General features: G+C 64.1%; 7 protein-coding genes. All 7 read left to right on the top strand.

All coding sequences use genetic code 11. The annotated features are described in order from the left end of the window. Positions 1–456, top strand: a 456-nt coding sequence (locus JDO7802_RS18265) for a metallophosphoesterase family protein (protein ID WP_055085081.1), incomplete at its 5' end; no start/stop codon positions are given. 5 nt (positions 457–461) lie between these two features. After that, entirely contained in the window at positions 462–962 is a 501-nt protein-coding gene (locus JDO7802_RS18260) for a lipocalin/fatty acid-binding family protein (protein ID WP_055085079.1), read from the top strand. Positions 963–1,170: 208 nt separating this feature from the next. After that, the gene (locus tag JDO7802_RS09745) at positions 1,171–2,172 is read left to right on the top strand and encodes a Hint domain-containing protein (protein WP_055085077.1); all 1,002 of its coding nucleotides are present in this window, start codon (positions 1,171–1,173) and stop codon (positions 2,170–2,172) included. Positions 2,173–2,320: 148 nt separating this feature from the next. Further along, complete coding sequence (gene rpsD, locus JDO7802_RS09740) at positions 2,321–2,941, top strand: 30S ribosomal protein S4 (RefSeq protein ID WP_055085074.1); 621 nt, start codon at positions 2,321–2,323, stop codon at positions 2,939–2,941. A gap of 78 nt (positions 2,942–3,019) precedes the next feature. Further along, a complete protein-coding gene (locus tag JDO7802_RS09735; protein WP_055085072.1) occupies positions 3,020–3,349 on the top strand; it encodes a hypothetical protein in 330 nt (109 codons plus the stop codon). 35 nt (positions 3,350–3,384) lie between these two features. Continuing rightward, complete coding sequence (locus JDO7802_RS09730) at positions 3,385–4,803, top strand: homospermidine synthase (protein WP_055085071.1); 1,419 nt, start codon at positions 3,385–3,387, stop codon at positions 4,801–4,803. A gap of 116 nt (positions 4,804–4,919) precedes the next feature. Beyond that, the gene (locus JDO7802_RS09725; RefSeq protein WP_245624163.1) at positions 4,920–5,963 is read left to right on the top strand and encodes a hypothetical protein; all 1,044 of its coding nucleotides are present in this window, start codon (positions 4,920–4,922) and stop codon (positions 5,961–5,963) included. Positions 5,964–6,000 lie beyond the last annotated feature (37 nt).

The following is a 6,000-nucleotide window of genomic DNA, read 5'->3' as shown; positions in this document are numbered from 1 at the left end:
CGGCCCCGCGCCGTCATCTCGCTTGGCGATACCTTCGACGACATGGAGGCGGCGGCCCGCCTGCACCCGGCGCATCTGGACTGGATAAGACAGCTGATCGCGGGACGGGATTGGACCTGGGTGACCGGCAATCACGACCCCGCTCCCACCGGACTCGGCGGAGAGGCGGCAGATGCCGTCGCCTGTGCCAATGTCACTTTCCGGCACATCGCCCAAGGGGGAACAGGCCCCGAAATCTCAGGACACTACCACCCAAAGGCCTGTTTGCGGATGCGCGGGCGGGCGGTGTCGCGACGTTGTTTCCTGCGCGACGCCAGCCGGATGATCCTGCCCGCCTATGGCACCTACACCGGCGGATTGCACAGCCACGAACCCGCGCTGACGCGCCTGATGGCCCCGAACGCCCGTGCCATTCTTGCCGGGTCGCCGATGGTCGAAATCCCGATGCCGAGATGAGGGGCATGGCGATCTTGTCGGCCCTGGTCGTGGCCTTGGTTGCCTGTCAGCCGACGTCGGTTGAAACCGGCGCCCGCGCGACGTTCCGCGACCAGAATGTTCAGATCGCCTCCAAGGCCGATTTCGACGCGACACGCTTTGCCGGCGACTGGTACGAAGTTGCGCGTTTTCCCGGCACCCGGGGATGCGCTGGCGCACGGCTGCACTTCGAGGCTGGCGTGAATTCCCTGCGCCGGACGGCGCGTTGCCCGGATGGCCCGGTGTCGATCCTTGATGCCGCCGTTTCCCCACTGGGTCGCCTGACCTTGGCCGAAGGATCCGAAACGCATTCCGTCTGGGTCCTTTGGACAGACACGACTTACCGAACTGCCGTTCTGGTTGTGCCCGACGGCGCAGGTGGTCAAATTCTGAACAGAACGCCGCGCTTACCGGTCGATCGCCTTCGCGCGGCACTGGAAGTGCTGGATTTCAACGGTTTCGATACCGAGGCACTGGTCTTCCGATAGGCGGGAATCGCCGACCCGATCGGCACGATCTCGGAAAAAACGAATCATATGCGAATCAGTGTTTGACCTATGATTCGCGCATAGGCTAGAACTCGCTCATGGTCGAGCAGTGGCCGGAAAAACGACAATAAAAACAGTCGGTAAGATTGGGGTGGGCATGTTGGGGACATGTGCGGGGGCACAAGTCATTTCCACAGTTCAGGCGCGGGTGGATGGAGACTTTCCGTCCGCCCGCACGCCCTATTCCGTCAATGCGTCCTTTCGCTGGTTCGGCACGCCCATCCGGCTGGACGGTGCACGCGCCGCCCTCCTGCTCGACGGGGCGAAGGGCCAGGCGGAATTGCGGGCGAACGCGCCCAAGACTATCGCGAAACTGACCCGTGGCCGTGGCAGCAGCGCCGTCCCCCTGACCCTTACGGACTCCGCCGAAGACCCGGAGGCCCTGATCGTGAGCGACGGGCAAACACGCTGGGCGGCCCGTCTTGTTCCCGTCGGACATTCGGAAGCGCTTTTGGTATTCGACGACGGTCTTCCGCCGCCGAACAAAGACCTGCGCATCGTGCAGTCTCCGTCGTCCCCGGCCGACCCTGCATCGCAGAAAAAGACGCTGTGCTTCACGGCCGGGACGATGATCGACACGCCAGAAGGCCCTCGTCCGGTCGAAGATCTGTATCCCGGCGACCGTGTGACTACCCGCGACAACGGTCCGCAGGACATCGTGTGGGTCGGTCTGCGCCGGGTTTCGGGCGCGCGCATGTTCGCCATGCCCGCCCTGCGCCCGGTCCGCATCCGCGCTGGCACCTTCGGGACGCACGGCGATCTGACCCTCTCTCCGGGCCATCAGATTCTGCTTTCGGGCGATGCGCCGCGTGCCTTGTGGAACACGCCCGAGGTTCTGGTCCGCGCGCAGCACCTGATCGACGATCGGCGCGTGACGGTGGACCACGGCGCGACGGATGCGCATTATCTGCACATCCTGACCGCCCGGCACGAAGTGCTGCGGGCGAACGGAATGTGGTGCGAAAGCTTCCACCCCGGCGAGGCAGATCTGACGCATATCGACCCCGGCGATCTGGAGGATCTGCTGGACCGGGTGCCCGGCATCGATATCGATGACACGGCCTATGGTCCCCACGCGCGCCGATGTCTTTCTGCGGCCGAGCTTGCGATCCAGATGCACGCCGGCGCACCCCGCTACCTACGTCCCTGACCCTGTCTGTTGACACCCTGCCGCGCCCCGCCTAGTGGGACGCTTCATTGGTGTTGGTGGGCCCCGCAAGGGGACTCCTGTCAGGGTGTGCATCGCCCAGAGGACAACGCCCTTCACGCCCCTCGGGGTTTCAGGAAGGAGATCAGCCGTGACCAAACGCACGTCTGCCAAGTACAAACTCGATCGTCGCATGGGCGAAAACATCTGGGGCCGCGCCAAGTCGCCGGTCAACCGCCGCGAATACGGCCCCGGCCAGCACGGTCAGCGCCGCAAGGGCAAGCTGTCGGACTTCGGTCTGCAGCTGCGCGCCAAGCAGAAGCTCAAGGGCTACTACGGCGACCTGACCGAGAAGCAGTTCAAGCGCATCTTCGCCGAGGCCGCACGGGTCAAGGGCGACACAGGCGAGAACCTGATCGGCCTGCTGGAGCGTCGTCTGGACGCCGTCGTGTACCGCGCCAAATTCGTACCGACCATCTTCGCTGCCCGCCAGTTCGTGAACCACGGCCACGTCGAGGTGAACGGCAAGAAGGTCAACATCGCATCCTACCGCGTCAAGGAAGGCGACGAGATCCGCGTCCGCGAGAAGTCCAAGCAGCTGGCCGTCGTCCTGGAAGCGACCCAATTGGCCGAACGTGACGTCCCCGACTACGTCGAGGCCGATCACTCCAAGCTGACCGCGACCTTCGTGCGCACCCCCGGCCTGACGGACGTGCCATACGCCGCCGTCATGGAGCCGAATCTGGTCATCGAATACTACGCTCAGAACTAAGTTTTGTCGTAAAGTCATAGTAACGACTGGGGCGGCCTTCGGGTCGCCCTTTTCGTTTCAATGCCCCGGGGACAGACCATGCGACCATTTGGAATCCTGATCGGGGCCACGTTCGGCATCCTTGCCCTGACCGCGCTCGTCTATCTCAACGACAACTACGAGTTTGCGACAGGTCAGATCCAGCGGGCCGGCCCCTACGCCGGCAAGATGGCCCTGATGGTTCTCGCCCTACTGAGCGGCATCGCCGCTCTCTTGATCTCCGCTCTGATGATGATCTTCCGCAGAACCAGACCTTTCGCCGTCGGGTTCGTATTCGCATTCTTCTGCGTCGGTGGCATGGCGTCGTTTCTGCACAGCTCCGATCCCGCTCTTATCTCGGGTCTGTTAGGTTTGCCGACGGCAGTCTAAGCACCAGCAAGAGATTCAACCGACGGAGGTTCGACATGGCCAATCACCCCATCCATGCCCGTATCGAGGGTGCCGTCGTGATGATCGGCTTCGGATCCATCGGGCGCGGAACCTTGCCGCTGCTGGAACGGCACTTCGACTACGACCGCGACAAATTCATCGTCATCGAACCGGGGGACGCGGGCACGGCGGACCTTGCCGAACGCGGAATCGCGCACAAGCAGATCGCCCTGACGCCCGACAATTACCGCGAGGTTCTGGACGAGGTCATGACCCCCGGGGCCGGCTTCGTCGTGAACCTGTCGGTCGACACCTCCAGCCTCGATCTGATGAAGCACTGCCGCGCCCGGGGCGTGCCCTATATCGACACGGTGGTTGAGCCTTGGGCCGGCTTCTATTTCGACGACAAAGACAACGCGGAGCGGACAAATTACGCCCTGCGCCAGAAAGTCCGCGACGAAAAGGCGGCCAATCCCGGCGGCACCACGGCCGTGTCCTGCTGCGGTGCGAACCCGGGTATGGTCAGTTGGTTCGTCAAGGCGGGCCTGCTGCGGCTGGCTGCCGATCTGGGCGACACGACCGAGGCCCCCACCGGCCGCGACGATTGGGCGAAGCTGATGCAGGGGCTTGGCGTCATGGGGATCCACATCGCCGAGCGCGACACCCAGGCCCGTCTGGCCCCGCGCCCGCGCGGCACCTTCGTCAACACATGGTCGGTCGAAGGCTTCATCGCCGAAGGGTTTCAGCCCGCGGAATTGGGCTGGGGCACGCATGAGACATGGTTTCCCGAAAACGCTCGCCGCCACGGCACCGGATGTCAGGCCGCGATCTGGTTGAACCGGCCTGGCGCGATCACCCGCGTCCACACCTGGTGTCCGACGCCGGGCCCGCAATTCGGCTTCCTCGTCACCCACAACGAGGCGATCAGCATCGCCGACTACTATACCGTCGGCAAAGGATCGTCGCCCGCCTATCGTCCCACCTGCCACTATGCTTATCACCCGGCCGACGACGCGGTCCTGTCCTTGCACGAAATGTTCGGCGCCGGTGTTCAACAGACCGAGCATCACATCCTGTCCGAAGATGAAATCGTCGAGGGCATCGACGAGTTGGGCGTGCTGATCTTCGGCCACGCGAAGAACGCGCTCTGGTACGGATCGCGCCTGTCGAACGCGGAGGCAAAGCGCCTCGCCCCCGACCAGAACGCCACCGGATTGCAGGTCACATCCGCAGTCCTGGCAGGAATGGTCTGGGCGCTGGAAAACCCCGACGCGGGCATCGTGGAAACCGACGAGATGGACCACGCCCGATGCCTGGAAATACAGACGCCGTATCTCGGCCCGGTCGAGGCGCATTATACCGACTGGACCCCGCTGCAGGATCGGTGGCAGCATTTTCCCGAGGACATCGACGAAAGCGACCCTTGGCAGTTCCGCAACGTCCTGGCCAGCTGACGTCGCGGGGAGGGGTCCCGGCGACGAACGCCCGGACAGTGGGAACCATGCGCGGGTCAAATCGTTGGGGATACAGCACTTTGTGTTCGCGCAATTCATTTCAAGGATACCTGCATATGTCTGACGTTCGCGTTGCATCCACCCCGATGGCGGGCGCACCCGCTGGTACGGCCGCCCGCGTGTCGTGGGGGGCCATCTTCGCCGGAGCCGTCGTCGCCGTCGCGCTGATGATCCTGTTTACGACCTTCGGCCTGGGGATCGGCACCGCGCTGATCGATCCCGGCTATGAGGCCAATCCCGTGGCAGGTATCGGAACCGGATCGGCGATCTATTTGGTCGTCTCGCAACTGATCGCACTGGCCGTCGGCGGATACGTCGCCGCGCGCTTGGCCGGTATTCCCCGTCCCGTCACATCGGCGTTGCACGGTGCCGCCGTCTGGTCGGTGGCTTCGATCTTCCTCGCCTGGGCCGCGATAAGTGGCGGGGGTGCCATCTTCGGTGCCACCTCGACCCTGCTGAACAACACCGTCGACATGGCCGGTGACATCGGGGATGCCGTAGTGCCGGACGACTTCGATCTGCCCAACCCGGGTGAACTCGCCAGCTCGGTCTCGATCGAGGACCTGCCCGAGGAGTTTCAGGCGCGCCTGCGTCAGCAAGGCATCACGCAGCAAAACATCCGTCAGGAAGCGACCGCCGCCTTCCGCAACGTCTTTAGCCAGCAGGAGCAGGAAGCCGTCATGACCGAAGCCGGTCAGACGCTGACCGATGTCCTACGCACGCCGGGCGACGCCGATGAAGACATCGCGGCCTTCTTCGACCGTTTGGTCGGCGGCCCGAACGCGATCATCTCGCAAGAGGACCGCGCCGAGGCGAAGGCGACGATCGAACGCCGCCTGGGCATTACACCGGAAGACGCCGAGCAGGTGATCGTCCAGATCGAGGAAACCACGAACGAAGCCCTCGCCGAAGCGCAGGACGTTCTCCAGGCCGCTCAGACGCAAGCCACCGAAGCGGCGCAGGCTGCGAGCGACGCCATCTCGACGGCTGCCCTTCTGCTGTCGCTCGCGTCGCTGCTGGGTCTGATCGCGGCCTGTGGTGGTGCTTTCGCCGGCAAGCCGGAGTCCTTGGTCGGCGACCGCCTCGACGATCACGTCTAACGGACCAAAACCGTTATCAAGACCCCGCCCGGCAACG

Source organism: Jannaschia donghaensis (assembly GCF_001403795.1).
Taxonomy (GTDB): domain Bacteria; phylum Pseudomonadota; class Alphaproteobacteria; order Rhodobacterales; family Rhodobacteraceae; genus Jannaschia; species Jannaschia donghaensis.
Note: the sequence above shows the minus strand (reverse complement) of the source record. Positions and strands in the feature narration are given on the sequence as shown.

Coding starts and splice junctions, on each gene's coding strand:
- JDO7802_RS18260 (WP_055085079.1), top strand. CDS start 462: ATGGCGATCTTGTCGGCCCTGGTCGTGGCCTTGGTTGCCTGTCAGCCG.
- JDO7802_RS09735 (WP_055085072.1), top strand. CDS start 3,020: ATGCGACCATTTGGAATCCTGATCGGGGCCACGTTCGGCATCCTTGCC.
- JDO7802_RS09730 (WP_055085071.1), top strand. CDS start 3,385: ATGGCCAATCACCCCATCCATGCCCGTATCGAGGGTGCCGTCGTGATG.
- JDO7802_RS09725 (WP_245624163.1), top strand. CDS start 4,920: ATGTCTGACGTTCGCGTTGCATCCACCCCGATGGCGGGCGCACCCGCT.